The 17,161-nt window shown below is 61.2% G+C and carries 18 protein-coding genes; 10 read left to right on the top strand and 8 right to left on the bottom strand.

Features of this window, described 5'->3' with window-relative positions:
- The first annotated feature begins 31 nt into the window (after positions 1–31).
- The 9 genes from BFP93_RS12735 to pdeM all read left to right on the top strand — a co-directional run bounded on the left by BFP93_RS12735 (position 32) and on the right by pdeM (position 10,343).
- On the top strand, positions 32–1,036 hold the full coding sequence (locus BFP93_RS12735; protein ID WP_065893390.1) for a ligase-associated DNA damage response exonuclease: 1,005 nt from the start codon (positions 32–34) through the stop codon (positions 1,034–1,036).
- Positions 1,033–2,667: an ATP-dependent DNA ligase gene (locus BFP93_RS12730; protein WP_065893389.1), complete on the top strand. Its 1,635-nt coding sequence runs from the start codon at positions 1,033–1,035 to the stop codon at positions 2,665–2,667. The genes BFP93_RS12735 and BFP93_RS12730 overlap by 4 nt, the downstream gene beginning before the upstream one ends.
- 310 nt (positions 2,668–2,977) lie before the next feature.
- Positions 2,978–3,757 carry a transporter substrate-binding domain-containing protein gene (locus BFP93_RS12725; protein ID WP_057723170.1) on the top strand — a complete coding sequence of 260 codons (780 nt, stop codon included), beginning with the start codon at positions 2,978–2,980 and terminating at the stop codon, positions 3,755–3,757.
- Positions 3,758–3,813: 56 nt separating this feature from the next.
- Positions 3,814–4,542, top strand: a complete 729-nt coding sequence (locus BFP93_RS12720; protein WP_065893388.1) for an ABC transporter permease — start codon at positions 3,814–3,816, stop codon at positions 4,540–4,542.
- Positions 4,539–5,249, top strand: coding sequence for an ABC transporter permease (locus BFP93_RS12715; RefSeq protein ID WP_065893387.1), 711 nt, complete (start codon positions 4,539–4,541; stop codon positions 5,247–5,249). Before BFP93_RS12720 ends, BFP93_RS12715 begins: the two co-directional genes overlap by 4 nt.
- Positions 5,250–5,258: 9 nt before the next feature.
- On the top strand, positions 5,259–6,377 hold the full coding sequence (locus tag BFP93_RS12710) for a succinylglutamate desuccinylase/aspartoacylase family protein (protein WP_065893386.1): 1,119 nt from the start codon (positions 5,259–5,261) through the stop codon (positions 6,375–6,377).
- Between the two features lie 13 nt (positions 6,378–6,390).
- Positions 6,391–7,155: an ABC transporter ATP-binding protein gene (locus BFP93_RS12705; RefSeq protein ID WP_065893385.1), complete on the top strand. Its 765-nt coding sequence runs from the start codon at positions 6,391–6,393 to the stop codon at positions 7,153–7,155.
- 57 nt (positions 7,156–7,212) lie between these two features.
- Positions 7,213–9,693 carry a ligase-associated DNA damage response DEXH box helicase gene (locus tag BFP93_RS12700; protein ID WP_065893384.1) on the top strand — a complete coding sequence of 827 codons (2,481 nt, stop codon included), beginning with the start codon at positions 7,213–7,215 and terminating at the stop codon, positions 9,691–9,693.
- Positions 9,693–10,343, top strand: coding sequence for a ligase-associated DNA damage response endonuclease PdeM (pdeM, locus tag BFP93_RS12695; protein WP_065893383.1), 651 nt, complete (start codon positions 9,693–9,695; stop codon positions 10,341–10,343). Before BFP93_RS12700 ends, pdeM begins: the two co-directional genes overlap by 1 nt.
- 22 nt (positions 10,344–10,365) lie before the next feature.
- Here the strand turns inward: pdeM and BFP93_RS12690 are convergent, their stop codons facing one another.
- Positions 10,366–10,563 carry a hypothetical protein gene (locus BFP93_RS12690; RefSeq protein ID WP_065886112.1) on the bottom strand — a complete coding sequence of 66 codons (198 nt, stop codon included), beginning with the start codon at positions 10,561–10,563 and terminating at the stop codon, positions 10,366–10,368.
- A 108-nt stretch (positions 10,564–10,671) separates the two neighbouring features.
- Positions 10,672–11,238, bottom strand: coding sequence for a dCTP deaminase (dcd, locus tag BFP93_RS12685; RefSeq protein ID WP_003189215.1), 567 nt, complete (start codon positions 11,236–11,238; stop codon positions 10,672–10,674).
- 388 nt (positions 11,239–11,626) lie between these two features.
- On the opposite strand from dcd, the gene BFP93_RS12680 reads away from it, so the two are divergent.
- A complete protein-coding gene (locus BFP93_RS12680; protein WP_002554837.1) occupies positions 11,627–11,836 on the top strand; it encodes a cold-shock protein in 210 nt (69 codons plus the stop codon).
- Between the two features lie 176 nt (positions 11,837–12,012).
- On the opposite strand, the gene rpoS is transcribed toward BFP93_RS12680, so the two are convergent.
- From rpoS to ispF, 6 genes are all read right to left on the bottom strand, one after another.
- Positions 12,013–13,020: an RNA polymerase sigma factor RpoS gene (gene rpoS / locus BFP93_RS12675; RefSeq protein WP_065886111.1), complete on the bottom strand. Its 1,008-nt coding sequence runs from the start codon at positions 13,018–13,020 to the stop codon at positions 12,013–12,015.
- A 105-nt stretch (positions 13,021–13,125) separates the two neighbouring features.
- Positions 13,126–13,962, bottom strand: coding sequence for a peptidoglycan DD-metalloendopeptidase family protein (locus BFP93_RS12670; protein ID WP_065886110.1), 837 nt, complete (start codon positions 13,960–13,962; stop codon positions 13,126–13,128).
- A gap of 208 nt (positions 13,963–14,170) precedes the next feature.
- Positions 14,171–14,806 (bottom strand): protein-L-isoaspartate(D-aspartate) O-methyltransferase, encoded by a 636-nt coding sequence (locus BFP93_RS12665; protein WP_170827533.1) that lies wholly within the window; start codon positions 14,804–14,806, stop codon positions 14,171–14,173.
- Positions 14,807–14,847: 41 nt separating this feature from the next.
- Positions 14,848–15,597 (bottom strand): 5'/3'-nucleotidase SurE, encoded by a 750-nt coding sequence (gene surE, locus BFP93_RS12660; protein ID WP_065886108.1) that lies wholly within the window; start codon positions 15,595–15,597, stop codon positions 14,848–14,850.
- Positions 15,585–16,643 carry a tRNA pseudouridine(13) synthase TruD gene (truD, locus tag BFP93_RS12655; protein WP_065886107.1) on the bottom strand — a complete coding sequence of 353 codons (1,059 nt, stop codon included), beginning with the start codon at positions 16,641–16,643 and terminating at the stop codon, positions 15,585–15,587. The genes surE and truD overlap by 13 nt, the downstream gene beginning before the upstream one ends.
- A complete protein-coding gene (ispF, locus tag BFP93_RS12650; RefSeq protein WP_057723182.1) occupies positions 16,640–17,113 on the bottom strand; it encodes a 2-C-methyl-D-erythritol 2,4-cyclodiphosphate synthase in 474 nt (157 codons plus the stop codon). The genes truD and ispF overlap by 4 nt, the downstream gene beginning before the upstream one ends.
- Positions 17,114–17,161: the final 48 nt, after the last annotated feature.

The following is a 17,161-nucleotide window of genomic DNA, read 5'->3' as shown; positions in this document are numbered from 1 at the left end:
TAAATAACAAGCCCATCTCCCCGGTCACCCCATGGACCTCGTCATCGCCCGACCCGAAGGCCTCTATTGCCCCGCCGGGGATTTCTACATTGATCCCTGGCGCCCGGTGGAACGCTCCGTCATCACCCACGCCCACGGCGACCACGCCCGCACCGGCAACGAGCATTACCTGGCCGCCGCGCCCGGCGAAGGCATCCTGCGCTCGCGCCTGGGCCAGGACATCAACTTGCAGACGCTGGCCTACGGCGAAAAACTCGTGCACCACGGCGTCACATTGAGTTTCCACCCGGCCGGGCATGTGCTCGGTTCGGCCCAGGTGCGTCTGGAATACCAGGGCGAGGTCTGGGTCGCGTCCGGCGATTACAAGGTCGAGCCCGATGGCACCTGCGCGCCTTTCGAACCGGTGCGCTGCCACACCTTTATCACCGAATCCACCTTTGGCCTGCCGATCTACCGCTGGCAGCCGCAGGCGCAGATTTTTTCCGGTATCAACGACTGGTGGCAGGCCAATATCGCCGCCGGCAAAGCCAGCGTGTTGTTCTGCTATTCCTTCGGCAAGGCACAACGCATTCTGCACGGTATCGATGCCAGCATCGGTCCGATCCTCAGCCATGGCGCCGTCGAGCCATTGAACAGGGTCTACCGCGAAGCGGGTATCTACATCCCCGAGACGCTATACGCCGGCGACTTCAAAAAAAACGACCCGCTGCTGCGCCAGGCCCTGATCATCGCCCCGCCCTCCACCGGTGGCAGCACCTGGATACGTCGCTTTGGCGACTACAGCGACGCCTTCGCCAGCGGTTGGATGCGCCTGCGCGGCACGCGGCGGCGGCGCGGGGTCGATCGCGGCTTTGTGCTGTCGGACCATGCCGATTGGCCCGGGCTGTTGTGGGCGATTGAGCAGACCGGCGCCGAGCGGGTGATGGTCACCCACGGTTCGGTCGGCGTGCTGGTGCGCCATCTGCGCGAGAAAGGCCTGGATGCCCAAGGTTTCAGCACCGAATACGGCGACGACGAAGAAGAGGCCAGCGCATGAAAGCCTTCGCCGAGCTGTACGCCAACCTCGATGCCACGACCTCCAGCAACGCCAAGCTGGCGGCACTGCAAGCGTATTTCCGACAGGCACCGCCAGAGGATGCGGCCTGGGCGGTGTACTTCCTCTCCGGCGGGCGCCCGCGGCAATTGGTGCCGACCCGCCTGCTCAGGGACATGGCGACGCAAGCGGCGAACATCGAGCCGTGGTTGTTCGAAGAAAGCTACCAGTCCGTCGGCGATCTGGCCGAGACCATTTCCTTGCTGTTACCCGAATCCACCTACACCTCTGAAGATGGCCTGGCGGTGTGGCTGGAAGACAAACTGTTACCGCTGCGTGGCCTTGCGCCGCTTGAACTGGCCGAGCGCCTGCCGGCGCTGTGGGTGCAACTGGATCAACCGAGCCTGATGGTGTGCATCAAGTTGATCACCGGCAGCTTTCGCGTGGGCGTGTCCAAACTGCTGGTGACCCGTGCGCTTGCCGCCATGGCCGGGCTCGACAGCAAGCGCGTGGCCCAACGGCTGGTGGGCTACACCGACCTGTCCAATCGCCCTACGGCCGCAGGCTATCTCAAGCTGATTGCCGCCGAATCATCCGACGAGCATGCGCAACGCGGCGGGCAGCCGTATCCGTTTTTTCTCGCCCATGGCCTGGCGCAACCAGTGGAGCAGTTTGACGCCCTGCTCGGCTCTCCCGCCGACTGGCAAGTGGAATGGAAGTTTGATGGCATTCGCGCGCAGTTGGTCAAGCGTGAGGGCCGCTTGTGGGTCTGGTCGCGCGGTGAAGAACTGGTGACCGAGCGGTTCCCCGAGCTTCACAGCCTGGTCAGCGGCTTGCCCGACGGCACGGTGATCGACGGTGAAATTGTGGTCTGGAAAGAGGCGGTGCAACCCTTCGCCCTGCTGCAGCAGCGGATCGGCCGCAAGACATTGAGTAAAAAAGTGCTGGAGGATGCACCGGTGGCGGTGCTCGCCTACGACCTGCTCGAATACCAGGGCGACGACTGGCGCAACCACACCTTGGCTGAACGCCGTACGCAGCTGGAACGCGTGATCGCGCAGTGCAACCAACCCGCGCTGCTGCCCTCGCCACTGCTCGAGGGGCAAACCTGGGAAGCGTTGGCCGTGCAACGCGAAGCCTCCCGCAGCCTCGGCGTCGAAGGCATGATGATCAAGGATCGCAAAGGCCTTTACGGCGTGGGCCGCACCAAGGACATGGGCCTGTGGTGGAAGTGGAAGGTGGACCCGTTCAGCATCGACGCCGTGCTGATCTACGCCCAGCGCGGCCATGGCCGGCGCGCGAGCCTGTACAGCGATTACACCTTCGCGGTCTGGGATGGCCCGCCGGGCAGCGAGCGCACCCTGGTGCCGTTCGCCAAGGCCTATTCGGGGCTGACTGACGAAGAAATGCGCAAGGTCGATGCGATCGTGCGCAAGACCACCGTGGAAAAATTCGGCCCGGTCAGCAGCGTCACGCCGAGCATGGTGTTTGAGTTGGGCTTTGAAGGGATCGCCCTGTCAAAGCGGCACAAGAGCGGCATTGCGGTGCGCTTTCCGCGGATGTTGCGCTGGCGCCAGGATAAGCCGGTGGAGGAAGCCGACAGTCTCGCCACGCTGCAGGACTTGTTGGCCTGACACAAATCAACTGTGGGAGGGGGCTTGCCCCCGATAGCGGAGGGTCAGACACAGATGCTCTGACTGACACACCGCCATCGGGGGCAAGCCCCCTCCCACATTTGGATTTACGCTCGACCTGAAATGGTGCGCTACTCTTTCAATGCACACTAGTGGGCATTTCCTACACTTATAAATCCCTTATCCCACCTTTTAAAACGATCATTCGGAACTATGGTGCAGAAATTGCTACTTGTGCTGCGTCTGACACCGTTCAGTAACAGTCCTAAACGCGCCACAAGCGCTTATCTTGGTTTTCAGGGAACACATAATGAAAAAAGCATTGCTGACCCTTTCTGCACTGGCTCTGTGCATGGCTGCAGGTGTTGCAACCGCCAAGGAATACAAGGAATTGCGTTTCGGTGTCGATCCTTCCTACGCACCGTTCGAATCCAAGGCCGCCGACGGCAGCCTGGTGGGCTTCGATATTGACCTGGGCAATGCCATTTGCGCGGAGCTGAAGGTCAAGTGCAAATGGGTTGAAAGCGACTTTGACGGCATGATTCCGGGCCTCAAAGCCAACAAGTTCGACGGTGTGATTTCTTCCATGACCGTGACCCCGGTGCGCGAGAAGGCAATCGACTTCTCCAACGAGCTGTTCTCGGGCCCTACTTCGCTGGTGTTCAAAAAAGGTGCAGGGTATTCGACGCCTGAATCGCTCAAGGGCAAATCCGTGGGCTATGAGCAAGGCACCATCCAGGAAGCCTACGCCAAGGCCGTGCTGGACAAGGCCGGTGTGACCACCAAGGCCTACGCCAACCAGGACCAGGTGTATGCCGACTTGACGTCCGGGCGCCTCGACGCTTCCGTGCAGGACATGCTGCAAGCCGAACTGGGCTTCCTCAAGTCGCCGGCCGGTGCCGGTTACGAAGTCAGCGCCGCCATCGACGACCCACTGCTGCCTTCGAAAACCGCGATCGGTATCAAAAAAGGTAACACTGAGCTCAAGGCGCTTTTGGATAAAGGTATCAAAGCGTTACACGATGATGGCACCTACGCCACCATCCAGAAAAAACACTTTGGCGATCTGAACCTGTACAGCGGCAAATAATGCCTGGGGCGCCCCTTTTTCAAGGGGCGCTTTTTTATCGCCATAGGTCCTGATTTATGTTCGAAGATCTGTTGCAAACCCTCGGGCTGAGCGCGTTCAGCTTGAAGGGTTTCGGCCCGCTGTTGCTGCAAGGCACCTGGATGACAATCAAGTTGTCGGTGCTGTCCCTGGCCGTCAGCGTGTTGCTGGGCCTGCTCGGCGCCAGCGCCAAACTGTCCAGCCTGCCCGTGCTGCGTATCCCCGCCCAGCTCTACACCACATTGATTCGCGGCGTCCCCGACCTGGTGCTGATGCTGCTGATTTTCTACAGCCTGCAAACCTGGCTGACCGGCCTCACCGACTTCATGGAATGGGAATACATCGAGATCGACCCATTCAGCGCCGGGGTCATCACCCTGGGCTTTATCTACGGTGCTTATTTCACCGAGACCTTTCGAGGCGCGATCCTGGCCGTGCCCCGTGGCCAGCTGGAAGCCGCCACCGCCTACGGGCTCAAGCGCGGGCAACGGTTTCGCTACGTGACCTTCCCGCAAATGATGCGGTTTGCCCTGCCGGGCATCGGCAATAACTGGATGGTGATGCTCAAGGCGACCGCGCTGGTGTCGATCATCGGCCTGGCCGATCTGGTGAAAGCAGCCCAGGATGCCGGCAAGAGCACCTATCAACTGTTCTACTTCCTGGTACTGGCCGCGCTGATCTACCTGTTGATCACCAGCGCATCCAATTTTGTCTTGCGCCGTCTTGAACGTCGCTACGCCGCAGGTTCACGGGAGGCCGTGCGATGATCGAGCTTTTGCAGGAATACTGGCGCCCGTTCCTTTATAGCGACGGCCAGCACATCACCGGCCTGGCCATGACCCTGTGGCTGCTCAGCGCGGCATTGGTGATCGGCTTCCTGGTGTCGATTCCACTGTCTATCGCCCGGGTATCGCGCAGGCGCCTGGTGCGCTGGCCGGTGCAGTTCTACACCTACCTGTTTCGCGGCACGCCGCTGTATATCCAGTTGCTGATTTGCTACACCGGCATCTACAGCCTTGCCGCCGTGCGTGCGCAACCGGTACTCGATGGGTTCTTTCGCGATGCGATGAACTGCACCATCCTGGCCTTCGCCCTCAACACCTGCGCCTACACCACGGAAATTTTCGCCGGGGCGATCCGCAGCATGGCCCACGGCGAAGTCGAAGCGGCCAAGGCCTACGGCCTCAGCGGCTGGAAGCTGTACGCCTATGTGATCATGCCGTCGGCACTGCGCCGTTCGTTGCCCTACTACAGCAACGAGGTGATCCTGATGCTGCATTCGACCACGGTGGCGTTTACCGCGACCATTCCGGATATCCTCAAAGTCGCCAGGGACGCCAACTCGGCCACCTTCATGACTTTTCAATCATTCGGCATCGCGGCATTGATCTACCTGGCCGTGACCTTTGCCCTGGTCGGCCTGTTTCGGCTGGCGGAACGCCGCTGGCTGGCCTTTCTCGGGCCGAGCCATTAAGGAGCGCTCATGCGTCATCAGCAACATGACCTGATTGCGCCGGTGCCCGGCACGGCGCGACAGATTCACAGTTTCCACTTCGGCCCGGAGCAGGCGCAAAGCAAGGTCTACATCCAATCATCACTGCACGCCGATGAACTGCCGGGCATGCTGGTGGCCTGGCACTTGAAGGCGCGCCTGGCACAGTTGGCGGCGACCGGGCGCGTGCGCAGCGAAATCGTCCTGGTGCCGGTCGCCAACCCAGTGGGGCTGGAACAGGTGCTGATGGACGTCCCCCTGGGCCGCTACGAGCTGGAAAGCGGACAGAACTTCAATCGTCTGTTTGTCGACCTCAGCGACGCGGTCGGCGATCAGGTTGAAGACTTGCTGGGCAATGATCCCCAACACAACGCGCGGTTGATCCGCACCGCGTTATCCGCCGCCCTGGCCGCGCAAACCGCGTCGACTCAACTGCAATCCCAGCGCCTGGTGCTGCAGCGCCTGGCGTGCGATGCCGACGTGGTGCTGGACCTGCACTGTGACTTCGAAGCCGTGGCGCACCTCTACACCACGCCCGAGGCCTGGCCGCAGGTGGAGCCGCTGGCGCGTTACCTGGGGTCGGAGGCCAACCTGCTGGCCACCGATTCCGGCGGGCAGTCCTTTGATGAATGTTTCACCCTGGTGTGGTGGCAGTTGCAGCAACGCTTCGGCACGCGCTTCCCGATCCCCATGGGCAGCTTTTCCGTGACCGTCGAATTGCGCGGCCAAGGCGATGTCAACCACGGCCTGGCGGCCCTGGACTGCCAGGCGATCATCAATTACCTGACCCACCTCGGCGCGATTGAAGGGGACGCGCCAGCACAGCCCGCACTGCCCTACCCGGCCACGCCCCTGGCGGGCGTGGAGCCTGTGACCACAGCGGTGGGCGGCTTGCTGGTGTTCCACGCCTTGCCGGGGGAATACCTGGAGGCCGGGCAGCTTATCGCCGAAATCATCGACCCTATCACCGACCGCGTAACGCCCGTGCATTGCCGCAATGCCGGCCTGCTTTACGCGCGTTCGCTGCGACGCATGGCCACCGCCGGGATGGTGATCAGCCATGTCGCCGGCGCAGAGGCCTACCGCAGCGGCTACCTACTTTCGCCTTGAGGATGCACGCCCCATGTACAAATTGACCGTTGAAGGCCTGCATAAAAGCTATGGCGACAATGAAGTGCTCAAAGGTGTCTCGCTCAAGGCCAAAACCGGCGACGTGATCAGCCTGATCGGCGCCAGCGGCTCGGGCAAGAGCACGTTCCTGCGCTGCATCAACTTCCTGGAAACCCCCAATGACGGCGCCATGACCCTGGATGGTCAAGTGATCCGCATGATCAGCGACCGCCACGGCATGCGCGTGGCCGACGATGCCGAGTTGCAACGTTTGCGCACGCGGCTGGCTATGGTATTCCAGCACTTCAACCTGTGGAGCCACATGAGCGTGCTGGAAAACATCACCATGGCCCCGCGCCGCGTGCTGGGGTGCAGCAGGAAAGACGCCGAAGACCGCGCCCGCCGCTACCTGGATAAAGTCGGCCTGCCCGCGCGGGTGGCTGATCAATACCCGGCGTTCCTCTCCGGCGGCCAGCAGCAACGGGTCGCGATTGCCCGCGCCTTGGCGATGGAGCCAGAGGTGATGCTGTTCGATGAACCCACCTCGGCGCTGGACCCGGAGTTGGTGGGTGAAGTGTTGAAAGTGATCCAGGGCCTGGCCGAAGAAGGCCGCACCATGATCATGGTGACCCATGAAATGAGCTTCGCGCGCAAAGTCTCAAGCCAGGTGCTGTTCCTGCACCAGGGCCGCGTGGAAGAGCAAGGCGCGCCGGCGGACGTATTGGGCAATCCGAAGAGCGAGCGTCTGCAGCAATTCCTGAGCGGCAACTTGAAGTAAACCTTTGGGGCGCCTGGGGGGTCTGTGCATTAGAGCCTCCAGAGCGTCCGCTGCCGCATGGCAAAACCCGTCGACTTCGCCAAACAATGGTTTGCCACCCGCGGCTGGCGCCCGTTCGCCTTTCAGAAAGACGTGTGGAAGGCCGTCAAGGAGGGTCAGTCAGGCTTATTGCATGCCAGTACCGGCGCGGGTAAAACCTACGCGCTGTGGTTCGCAGCCCTCAATCGTTTCGCCGTAACGCGCCCACCCGCTACCGGCAAGCGCAAGCCTGCGGCCGAACCCCTGACCGTGCTGTGGATCACGCCGATGCGTGCGTTGGCCGCCGACACCGCGCGCGCCCTCGAGGCGCCGTTGGCGGCATTGCAGATCCCCTGGAGCGTTGGCCTGCGCACGGGCGACACCAGCAGCAGCGAACGTGCGCGCCAGACCCGCCGCCAGCCCACCACGCTGATCACCACGCCGGAAAGCCTGACGCTGATGCTTGCGCGCGCCGACAGCGAGATCAGCCTGGGGCATCTGCGCATGGTGGTGGTGGATGAGTGGCACGAACTGATCGGCAATAAACGCGGCGTGCAACTGCAATTGGCGTTGGCGCGGCTGCGGCGCTGGCACCCGGATTTGCTGGTGTGGGGTATTTCCGCAACCCTGGGTAATCAGGCGCACGCGCTGGAGGTGTTGGTCCCACAGGGTGGCGGGATAAACGTGCAGGGGCAAACCGCCAAACAGCTACAAGTGGACACACTGCTGCCGCCCACCGCCGAACGCTTTCCCTGGGCCGGACATATCGGTTTGAAGATGCTGCCCCAAGTCGTGGCTGAAGTGGATTCAAGCAGCAGCTGCCTGGTATTCACCAACACCCGCGCGCAATCGGAAATCTGGTATCAGGCGCTGCTCGAGGCCAGGCCGGACTGGGCCGGCCTGATTGCGCTGCATCACGGTTCGCTGTCGCGGGAAACCCGTGACTGGGTGGAGCGTGCGTTGAAAGAAGGCCAACTCAAGGCGGTGGTGTGTACCTCAAGCCTGGACCTGGGCGTGGACTTTCTGCCGGTGGAACGAGTGCTGCAGATCGGTTCGGCCAAGGGTGTGGCGCGCCTGATGCAACGCGCCGGCCGCTCGGGGCATGCACCGGGGCGGCCGTCACGGGTGACATTGGTACCGACCCACAGCCTGGAGCTGGTGGAAGCCGCCGCCGCCCAGGATGCGATTGCCCAGCGGCGCATCGAAGCCCGCGAATCGCCGCACAAACCCTTGGATGTGCTGGTGCAGCATCTGGTCAGCATGGCCCTGGGCGGTGGGTTTACTCCCGACGCGCTGCTGGCGGAGGTACGCGGTGCCTGGGCCTACCGCGACCTGACCGACGCCGATTGGGCCTGGGCCCTGGCCTTCGTGCGCCATGGCGGGCTGTCGCTCACCGCCTATCCGGATTACCGCCGCGTCGAGCCCGACGAACAGGGCATCTGGCGCGTCCCCGATGCGCGCCTGGCACGCCGCCATCGCATGAGCGTGGGCACCATCGTCAGCGATGCGAGTATTCATCTGAAGTACTGGAGCAAGGGCGGCGGCGGCAAGAACCTGGGCAGTGTCGAGGAAGGCTTTATTGCACGGCTCAAGCCGGGGGATGGCTTTCTGTTCGCCGGGCGCCTGCTGGAGTTGGTGCGCGTGGAAAACATGACCGCCTATGTCCGCCGCAGCACCGCGAAAAAAGCCGCCGTGCCGCGCTGGAATGGCGGGCGCATGCCCCTTTCCAATGAATTGGCGCAGGCGGTGATCGAGCGCTTCGACGCGGCGGCTCAGGGTCGCTTCGAGGGGCCGGAAATGCGCGCGGTACAGCCGTTGTTGCAGACGCAATTGCGCTGGTCCGGACTGCCGACCCGCGACCACTTGCTGGCGGAGTTTCTCAAGTCACGCGAGGGCTGGCACCTGTTTCTCTACCCCTTCGCGGGGCGTCAGGTGCATCTGGGGCTGGCAAGTTTGCTGGCGTGGCGCGTCAGCCGGCGGCAGCCCGTAACCTTTTCCATTGCGGTCAATGATTACGGGCTGGAACTGCTGAGCGCCACCGAGGTGCACTGGCCGGATATCTTCAACGAGGCACTGCTCAGCCCGCAGGACCTGCTGACGGATGTGGCAGAAAGCCTCAATGCCGGTGAACTGGCGTTGCGCCGCTTTCGCGAAATCGCGCGCATTGCCGGGCTGGTGTTCGCCGGCTATCCCGGTGCGCCGAAAAGTACTCGCCAGGTGCAGGCTTCCAGCGGGCTGTTCTTCGAAGTGTTCAAGCAATACGACCCGCAGAACCTGTTGCTGGCCCAGGCGGGGGAAGAAGTCCTGCGCAACGAACTGGACATTCAGCGCCTGGAGGAGACATTGCTGCGCTTGTCGGCGCTGCAATTGGACCTGCATGTGATCCAACGGCCTACGCCGCTGGCCTTCCCCCTGCTGGTGGAGCGGATGCGCGAAAGCCTGAGTTCGGAAAAACTCTCGGAGCGCATTGCGCGGATGGTCAAGGACCTGGAAAAAATTGCGGACAAAGGAAACGGTTAATGGCTTGTTCGATAACGCTTGAGGGTGAGCAGTTGTGGTTGCTGGCGGACAAGGCGGTGTACTGGCCGGCGCGCCAAAGCCTGTTGATCGCCGACGCTCACTTTGGCAAGGCTTCGGCCTACCGCAGCCTCGGGCAACCGGTCCCCCAGGGCACCACAAGCGAAAACCTGCAGCGCCTGGACCGGCTGCTGGCGGCGTTTCCCTGCAATGAGGTGATCTTTCTCGGCGACTTCCTCCACGGCCCCGGCTCCCACGCCAGCGGCACCCTGGGCGCGCTGAGGGCCTGGCGAGCGCGGCATGCCGAGTTGCCCATCACGTTGATTCGCGGCAACCACGATCAACGCGCTGGCGATCCGCCTGCCGACTTGGGCATTGAGGTCGTTTCCGAGCCTCTCTTAATGGGCCCGTTCGCGCTGCAGCACGAACCGGACGCCCACCCCAGCCATCATGTGCTGGCCGGGCATGTCCATCCGGTGTATCGCTTGCGCGGCAGAGGTCGGCAGAGCCTGCGCCTGCCGTGCTTCCAGATAGGCGATCGCGTCAGCCTGCTGCCGGCGTTTGGCGCATTTACCGGAGGGTATGCAGTGGAACAGGACAGTGAGCGCCGAATCTTCGTGATCGGCGATCACCAGGTATGGCCCGTTCAGTGAACGCCGGTTGGGCGTGCGTGGATCAGGCCACGGGCGCGGGTGGTGGCTCATCCGGCAGGGTCGGCTCACCAGGTTCGGTAGGTTGCGGATAGTCCGGCTCAGGTTGACCGGGGATGCCGCCCGCATAAGCAGGGTCGGCCATCAAGGACCAGGCCAGAACACCAATCTGGTTGGGTTCAAGCCGGGCAAGTTCTGCGCTGATTCGCGGGTTGATCTTCATAAGGCACTCCTCAAGCGTGGCTCGACGCGTTTCACACGCGCCGAGGCAGTACACCTAGATAGAGTCACTTTCTGCAGACTAATTCCCTTTAAGCGTAGGAGCTTTCTATCAAGCGCGTGGGAGAGTAACGCCGCGCTGGCCCTGGTACTTGCCCGCACGGTCCTTGTAGGACACTTCACATGCCTCGTCGGACTGCAGGAACAGCATCTGTGCCACGCCTTCGTTGGCGTAGATTTTCGCCGGCAAAGTGGTGGTGTTGGAGAACTCCAGGGTCACGTGGCCTTCCCACTCGGGTTCCAGCGGCGTGACGTTGACGATGATGCCGCAACGGGCATAAGTGCTTTTACCCAGGCAGATGGTCAATACGTCCCGTGGAATACGGAAAAACTCCACGGTGCGGGCCAGGGCGAAGGAGTTTGGCGGGATGATGCATACGTCGCTCTTGACGTCGACGAAGCTTTTTTCGTCGAAGTTCTTCGGATCGACGATCGCCGAGTTGATATTGGTGAACACCTTGAATTCATCGGCGCAACGCACGTCGTAGCCATAGCTGGAAACCCCGTACGAAATCACGCGTTCGTCACCTTCGCCACGAATCTGGCGCTCGACGAACGGTTCGATCATGCCGTGTTCCTGCGCCATGCGGCGAATCCACTTGTCCGATTTGATGCTCATGGCGGTGTCCTGAATAGCGAGGTGGAAAAATTCTGTGGGGCATCTTACCGGGGCCGGCGGTGGGGTTCAAAGGGCGCACCGCTTTTAATGACGAATGCACCGGTGTCCATAACCCCCAGCCAACGGGGCCGGGGCTCCTGGCGCAGTTTTACGGGACAATAAATACCACCGCCAGTGACGAAATTAGAGAAACCTGCGGAAATACCATTGGCACGTTCCGGAAAAAGGGTTAAGGTGGCGTCACTGTGTTGCTTGTGTCACTGAGAATCTCTACACGATATGTTGAATTTCGATCCAACCATCTCCAAGAATTTTTCCTGCTCTTTGCACTCAGTCTCGGCCAGGGCTTTTCCTGAGTCGCAGTTAACTTTGTTCAAGGAGTTACACCATGTCTAATCGCCAAACTGGTACCGTTAAGTGGTTCAACGATGAAAAAGGCTTCGGCTTCATCACTCCACAATCCGGTGACGACCTGTTCGTTCACTTCAAAGCTATCCAATCCGACGGCTTCAAAAGCCTGAAAGAAGGCCAACAGGTTTCTTTCATCGCTACCCGCGGTCAGAAAGGCATGCAAGCTGAAGAAGTTCAAGTTATCTAACTTGTACTGACTTAGTCGAAAAGACCCCGCCCTCAAAAGCGGGGTTTTTTTATGCCTGGGAAAATGTAGGAGGGGGCTTGCCCCCGATAGCGGTGTGTCAGTCGAAGCCTATATCGACTGAAGCGCCGCCATCGGGGGCAAGCCCCCTCCCACATTCAAGCCTTCAAGCAGGATCGTTATTGAAACAACGACTCACTCGACAAGCCGTTCTTCTCCAGGATCTCGCGCAAGCGCTTGAGACCTTCTACCTGAATCTGCCGAACCCGCTCACGGGTCAGGCCGATCTCCAGGCCTACGTCCTCCAGGGTACTGCTCTCATGGCCGCGCAGGCCGAAGCGGCGAATCACCACCTCACGCTGCTTGTCCGTGAGTTCCGACAGCCACTGGTCGATGCTTTGGGACAAATCGTCGTCCTGCAACAGTTCGCAAGGATCCGTCGGACGATCATCCGTCAGGGTGTCCAGCAGGGTTTTATCCGAATCCGGACCCAGCGAGACGTCAACCGAAGACACGCGCTCGTTCAGGCCGAGCATGCGCTTGACCTCCCCTACCGGTTTTTCCAGCAGGTTGGCGATTTCTTCGGGCGAAGGTTCATGATCGAGTTTCTGTGTCAGCTCCCGTGCTGCCCGCAGGTAGACGTTGAGCTCCTTGACCACATGGATCGGCAACCGGATCGTGCGGGTCTGATTCATGATCGCCCGTTCGATGGTCTGGCGAATCCACCAGGTGGCGTAGGTCGAGAAGCGAAAGCCCCGCTCAGGGTCGAACTTCTCCACCGCCCGGATCAAGCCCAGGTTGCCCTCCTCGATCAAGTCCAGCAGCGACAATCCGCGATTGACGTAGCGTCGGGCGATTTTAACCACCAGGCGCAGGTTGCTTTCAATCATGCGTTTGCGCCCAGCCGGATCACCCTTCTGCGACAGACGCGCAAAATGGACTTCTTCTTCGGGGGTGAGCAGAGGGGAAAAGCCGATTTCATTGAGGTACAACTGGGTCGCATCGAGCGCCCGGGTGTAGTCGATGTACTTGTGTTGCTTTAACGCGGAGGAGTTCTTGGATTTGGTGCGAACCGAGGGGGGTGAAGCCCTCTCATTATCTGACATCGTTTCCGTAGCGATGCCGGTCTCCATAAGGAGAACCTCATCGTCGATGTCAAACTCCGGCGCTTCTTTACTGAGAGCCATTGTTATAGTCCTTTGGTGAGTTCGACCTCAAGCTCAAGCGACGCCTTTATCCTTGGCAACGCTGGAGCCTGTTCCTTCTACGTGAGGGAACAGGCTGGCAACACATCAACGACGGGGTAGGAATTGCAGTGGATCTACAGGTTTGCCCTGACGGCGAATCTCAAAGTGCAGTTTCACCCGGTCTGTCCCCGTTGAACCCATTTCGGCAATCGTCTGTCCGACCTTGACCTGCTGCCCCTCCCGAACCAACAACCTGCGGTTATGACCGTAGGCACTGACGTAGGTATCGCTGTGTTTGATGATGACCAGCTCGCCGTAGCCCCGTAGACCACTCCCGGCGTACACCACTGTCCCATCAGACGCAGCCAAAACAGGCTGTCCCAAATCCCCGGCGATATCAATGCCTTTATTCAAACTGCCGTTTGAAGAGAATTTTCCAATCAACACACCGTTTGAGGGCCATCCCCATCCGGTCGGCGCAGGCCCCGCAGGAGGCAATGGCGCGGGTGCCGGCTTGCTCGCCACCGAAGGCGAGGCGGTGCCGGCCGGCCGTGTGAATACGGTGGTTTTGCTCGAGGAGGAAGACGAAGAACCGGACTTTGTCACAACTGCCGTAGGGGCCGAACCGGTGCGACCGTCAAAACGAATCGTCTGCCCCGGATGTATCGTATAAGGCAGGGGAATGTTGTTACGAGCTGCAAGCGCCTTGTAATCCCAACCGTAACGGAAGGCAATCGAGAACAACGTGTCGCCCTTGCGTACAACGTACTGGCCCGTGGTCACCATCGGCTTTTGCGGTGCCGCATTCGTGCGGTCGACCACCCGCGCACCACCGGATGGCGTGCTCGAACAGGCGGCCAGTAAGGAACTCAAGACAAGGCCAAGCACCAGTCGCTGAAAGCTTGTTTTACTCATTCGCTGCGCAGGACCTGTGAGACTCACCCGCCGCTCCCTTTGTGGTGGCTGAACATTAACGCCCGTATCAGGCTTGAAATATGACGCAAGTATAACTGGGCACTGGCTTTTTACCGGCACACGGATGAAACGAAAAATTCATCGTGTTTAATGCCGGCTCTCACCCTTGTTGAATCTATAGACCCCGCTGTAAGACACATCCGCGTCTATGGAATTCACTAACAGGGAATAAATGTCAGGCCAGCGGGCCATTGAGCAACGGCACGAACCGCACGGCGCCAAGTACATGCCGGGAAAAGCCGTCGTCCTCTCGAATGATGAGCATCAATTGTTGCACTTCGCCGGAGCCCACCGGGATGACCAGTCGGCCGCCAGGCGCCAACTGGTCCAGCAACGCTTGCGGCACATCGGTGGCCACTGCAGTCACGATGATGCCGTTGTAGGGCGCCAATGCAGGCCAGCCTTCCCAGCCATCCCCCCAACGAAACACCACGTTACGCAGGTTCAGCTCCACCAGGCGCTCCTTGGCGCGGTCCTGCAGCACCTTGATGCGCTCAACCGAGAACACCCGCTCGACCAACTGGGACAACACGGCGGTCTGGTAGCCGGATCCGGTGCCGATTTCCAGCACCTTGTCCAATGGCCCTGCGGCCAGCAACAGTTCGCTCATGCGCGCGACCATATAGGGCTGGGAGATGGTCTGGTTGTGGCCGATCGGCAGCGCGGTGTCTTCGTAGGCGCGGTGTGCCAGGGCTTCGTCGACAAACAGGTGCCGAGGCGTGCGCCGTATCACTTCCAGCACCTGCGCATTGGACAGGCCTTCTTCGTACAGACGCTGGATCAAACGCTCGCGGGTGCGCTGGGAGGTCATCCCGATGCCACGGCGCAGCAGGTCGTCTTGTTCACGAGCCATCAGCGCAGTCCCTCCAGCCAGCCATCCAGACCACTGAAGGCATCACTGAAGGTGCGATCGAATTGCAACGGGGTAATCGATACATAACCTTGCATCACCGCATGAAAGTCCGTGCCCTCACCACCATCCTCGGCGTCGCCGGCCGCCGCGATCCAATAGCCTTCCCTGCCACGCGGGTCGACCACCTTCAAGGGGGCCGCCGCACGGGCACGGTGCCCCAGCCGCGTCAGCTGGATGCCGCGAATATGGTCCAGAGGCAGGTTGGGAATATTGACGTTGAGCACGGTGCGCGGCGGCAGGTCCAGGGAACCGTGCGCCTCCACCAGCTTGCGCGCGTAATACGCCGCCGTGGCCAAGTTATCCAGTTGCCGGGAGGCGAAGGAAAACGCGAACCCGATCCCACCCAGAAAGCGCCCTTCGAGGGCTGCCGCCACGGTGCCGGAATACAGCACATCGTCGCCCAGGTTCGCGCCGAGGTTGATGCCCGACACCACCAGGTCCGGCGCGTGTTCCAGCAGGCTGTTGATCGCCAGGTGCACGCAGTCGGTGGGCGTGCCGTTCACGCTGATAAAGCCATTGGCCAGGACCTTGGGGTGCAACGGACGGTCGAGCGTCAGCGAACTGCTGGCGCCGCTCTTGTCCTGGTCGGGGGCAACCACCACGCACTCGGCGTAATCCGCCAGCGCAGCATGAAGCGCGGCGAGACCGGGTGCGGTGGCACCGTCATCGTTTGATATCAGAATACGCATGGGTTGTCCGTCGGCCCCACCGGCACCAGATCAACAAGCTCGCGCACCAATACAGTGGCAAAGCATCCGGCCGGCAGGACGAATTCCAATTGCAGAATGTCAGGCCCGGGATAATGCCACGTCAACCCGCCAATGGGCAGTCGCAGAATGCGACGTTCTTGGCTCATGCCCGCATTCACTAGCCAATCACGCAGGTCAGCTTCTGCGGCGGCGACAGATTGTTCCAGTTCGTACGTAGGACCCTTCGCCGGCGACTCACCCTCGCCCCACTGCGGGCCGGTGGGGTGCAGGTCCAGGATCGCCAGGCGCGGATCGCTGCATTCAGCCTCCCCGGCCGGGAAAAAGCTGCGGCTGTCGGTGAAGGCGAGCAGGTCGCCGACCTGGGCGCGTTGCCACGAGCCGTCAGCGACGCGTGCCGCCAACACTTTGTTGAACAGAAAGCTTCGGGCGGTGGACAGCAGCCGCGACCGTACATTGCGCTGTTCCGGCAAGGCCTTGCGCGCAGCCCAGTCACGGGCATCGACGACATTGCCGCCGTTGTGGCCAAAGCGCTGGGCGCCGAAATAGTTGGGAATGCCGTGCCGGGCAATCAATTGCAAGCGCGCATCAAGGGCGGCGGTATCACCGGCCAACTGGGTCAGGCGCAAGGTGAAGCCGTTGGCGGCATGGGCGCCGCGCTGCAGCTTGCGTTTGTGCCGGGCGGTTTTCAGGATCCTGAGGGTGTCGTTCTCGGCGGCACTCATGTCCGGGTCGGCCTTGCCGGGCAGTTGCACGCTGAACCACTGGCGGGTCAACGCCTGGCGATCCTTGAGCCCGGCATAGCTGACGGTGCGCAACGGCACGCCCGCCGCCTTGGCGATACGCCGCGCCGCTTCCTCGGTATTCAGGCCGCGCTTCTCCACCCACAACCACAAGTGTTCGCCCTCGCCGGTCAGCGGGATGTCGAGCACTTCGTCTACCTGGAAATCTTCGGCAGTGGCCTTCAGCACCGCGCTGCCCAAGGCCTCGCCATAGGCTCGCGGGCCGAGTAATTCAAATTCGTTCATGCGCGCAGCAACAAGGCGACGGAGTGCACGGCGATGCCCTCTTCACGACCGGTGAACCCGAGCTTTTCGGTGGTGGTGGCTTTCACGTTGACTTGGTCCAATTCTATTTGCAGGTCTGCGGCAATCAGGGCACGCATGGATTCGATGTGCGGGGCCATTTTTGGCGCCTGGGCCACGATGGTGTTATCAACGTTACCGACTTTCCAGCCCCTGGCATGGATCAAACCCACGACATGGCGCAGCAGGACACGACTGTCCGCGCCCTTGAAGGTTGGATCGGTGTCCGGAAAATGCTTGCCGATATCACCCAACGCCGCTGCGCCGAGCAATGCATCGCTCAAGGCGTGCAGGACAACGTCGCCGTCGGAATGAGCCAGCAGCCCATGATGATGCGCGATACGCACGCCGCCCAAAGTGATGAAATCGCCTTCAGCGAAACGGTGCACATCGTAGCCGTGGCCAATACGCATAAAAAAACGCCCCGATTTAATTCAGGGCGTGATTCTACCTACTTTTGC

It is taken from the genome of Pseudomonas sp. 44 R 15, from assembly GCF_900004965.1.
Lineage (GTDB): Bacteria > Pseudomonadota > Gammaproteobacteria > Pseudomonadales > Pseudomonadaceae > Aquipseudomonas > Aquipseudomonas orientalis_A.
This window is presented reverse-complemented; position numbering and strand designations above follow the sequence as displayed.

Excerpts from the sequence above, each read along its gene's own strand:
- BFP93_RS12690 (WP_065886112.1), bottom strand. The coding sequence starts at position 10,563 with ATGAAGATCAACCCGCGAATCAGCGCAGAACTTGCCCGGCTTGAACCC.
- BFP93_RS12720 (WP_065893388.1), top strand. The coding sequence starts at position 3,814 with ATGTTCGAAGATCTGTTGCAAACCCTCGGGCTGAGCGCGTTCAGCTTG.
- dcd (WP_003189215.1), bottom strand. The coding sequence starts at position 11,238 with ATGAGCATCAAATCGGACAAGTGGATTCGCCGCATGGCGCAGGAACAC.
- BFP93_RS12665 (WP_170827533.1), bottom strand. The coding sequence starts at position 14,806 with ATGACCTCCCAGCGCACCCGCGAGCGTTTGATCCAGCGTCTGTACGAA.
- pdeM (WP_065893383.1), top strand. The coding sequence starts at position 9,693 with ATGGCTTGTTCGATAACGCTTGAGGGTGAGCAGTTGTGGTTGCTGGCG.
- BFP93_RS12700 (WP_065893384.1), top strand. The coding sequence starts at position 7,213 with ATGGCAAAACCCGTCGACTTCGCCAAACAATGGTTTGCCACCCGCGGC.
- BFP93_RS12730 (WP_065893389.1), top strand. The coding sequence starts at position 1,033 with ATGAAAGCCTTCGCCGAGCTGTACGCCAACCTCGATGCCACGACCTCC.
- BFP93_RS12725 (WP_057723170.1), top strand. The coding sequence starts at position 2,978 with ATGAAAAAAGCATTGCTGACCCTTTCTGCACTGGCTCTGTGCATGGCT.
- BFP93_RS12680 (WP_002554837.1), top strand. The coding sequence starts at position 11,627 with ATGTCTAATCGCCAAACTGGTACCGTTAAGTGGTTCAACGATGAAAAA.
- truD (WP_065886107.1), bottom strand. The coding sequence starts at position 16,643 with ATGAACGAATTTGAATTACTCGGCCCGCGAGCCTATGGCGAGGCCTTG.
- BFP93_RS12705 (WP_065893385.1), top strand. The coding sequence starts at position 6,391 with ATGTACAAATTGACCGTTGAAGGCCTGCATAAAAGCTATGGCGACAAT.
- BFP93_RS12715 (WP_065893387.1), top strand. The coding sequence starts at position 4,539 with ATGATCGAGCTTTTGCAGGAATACTGGCGCCCGTTCCTTTATAGCGAC.
- rpoS (WP_065886111.1), bottom strand. The coding sequence starts at position 13,020 with ATGGCTCTCAGTAAAGAAGCGCCGGAGTTTGACATCGACGATGAGGTT.
- BFP93_RS12735 (WP_065893390.1), top strand. The coding sequence starts at position 32 with ATGGACCTCGTCATCGCCCGACCCGAAGGCCTCTATTGCCCCGCCGGG.
- surE (WP_065886108.1), bottom strand. The coding sequence starts at position 15,597 with ATGCGTATTCTGATATCAAACGATGACGGTGCCACCGCACCCGGTCTC.
- ispF (WP_057723182.1), bottom strand. The coding sequence starts at position 17,113 with ATGCGTATTGGCCACGGCTACGATGTGCACCGTTTCGCTGAAGGCGAT.
- BFP93_RS12710 (WP_065893386.1), top strand. The coding sequence starts at position 5,259 with ATGCGTCATCAGCAACATGACCTGATTGCGCCGGTGCCCGGCACGGCG.